The organism is Streptomyces sp. SM1 (assembly GCF_002910825.1).
In the GTDB taxonomy this organism is placed as follows: Bacteria; Actinomycetota; Actinomycetes; order Streptomycetales; family Streptomycetaceae; genus Streptomyces; species Streptomyces okerensis.
Genome location: NZ_NEUB01000416.1, coordinates 1 through 1,272, shown reverse-complemented (window position 1 = coordinate 1,272; position 1,272 = coordinate 1). Strand labels below are relative to the sequence as shown.

General features: G+C 77.0%; 1 protein-coding gene. It reads left to right on the top strand.

From position 1 onward, the window contains the following. Positions 1 to 1,272: beta-ketoacyl reductase (locus B9S61_RS10495; RefSeq protein ID WP_146064776.1), on the top strand; the 1,272-nt coding region annotated here is incomplete at both ends.

The window sequence follows — 1,272 nt, the reverse complement described above, 5'->3', positions numbered from 1 at the left end:
CTGCGCGGAACCGGCGCACCTGTCCACCGCACCGCGGACCTGGCCGCGCTGTGGGCCGCCGTCGACGCCGGGGCGCCGGTGCCCGAGACGGTTCTCCTGACCTGCGCCGAACACCCGGCGGACCCGGCCGGAGGTCCGGCCGCGGCGGTCCGCGCCGCCGTCCACCAGGCCCTCGCCGATGTCCGCACCTGGCTCGCCGACGACCGCTTCGCCGGCTCGCTCCTGGTGTTCGCCACCCGGGGCGCCGTCAGCGCCGGGGAGGACGTACGCAACCCCGCGCACAGCGCGCTCTGGGGCCTGGTCCGCTCGGCCCAGTCCGAACACCCCGGTCGCTTCGCGCTGCTCGACCTCGACGCCGACGACGAACACGGCACCGCCGCGGGCGTCGACGCGGCCCTCGCCTCCGGAGAACCCCAGACCGCCGTCCGCGGCGAAGACGTCCGCGTACCCCGGCTGGCCAGGATCCCGCGGAACGCCCCGGACACCGCTGACGGCACGGCCGTGCCCGTACGCGCCTTCGACCCCGACGGCACGGTCCTCATCACCGGCGGCACCGGCCTGCTCGGCTCCCACGTCGCCCGCCGCCTGGTCACCGGGCACGGCGTACGGCACCTGCTGCTGCTCTCCCGAAGCGGCCCGGCCGCCCCGGGAGCCGAGGCACTGCGCGCCGAACTCACCGAACTGGGCGCCGAGATCGCCCTCGGGGCCTGCGACGCCGCCGACCGGACCGCCCTGGCCGCCGTCCTCGCGGACCTGCCGCCCGCACACCCGCTGACCGCCGTGATCCACACCGCGGGCACCCTCGACGACGGCGTCGTCACGGCACTCACCCCCGAACGGGTGGACGCCGTCCTGCGCCCCAAGGCCGACGCCGCCCTCCACCTGCACGAACTCACCCGCGACCGCGACCTCACGCACTTCGTGCTCTTCTCCTCCGCCGCGGGCACCTTCGGCGGCCCCGGCCAGGCCAACTACGCCGCCGCCAACGCCTTCCTCGACGCCCTCGCCGCCCAGCGCCGGGCGGCGGGCCTGCCCGGCCAGTCCCTGGCCTGGACCCTGTGGGAGCAGCCCAGCGCACTGACCGGACACCTGGACGAGGACGACGTACGACGCGCCGCCCGCTCCGGGATGCCGCCGCTCTCCACCGAGCGGGGACTCGCCCTGTTCGACACCGCCCTCACCGTGGACCGGGCCGCCCTGGTCCCGATGCGCCTCGACACCGCCGCCCTGAAGTCCGCGGCCGCGGACGGCACCTTGCCGCCGCTGCTGCGC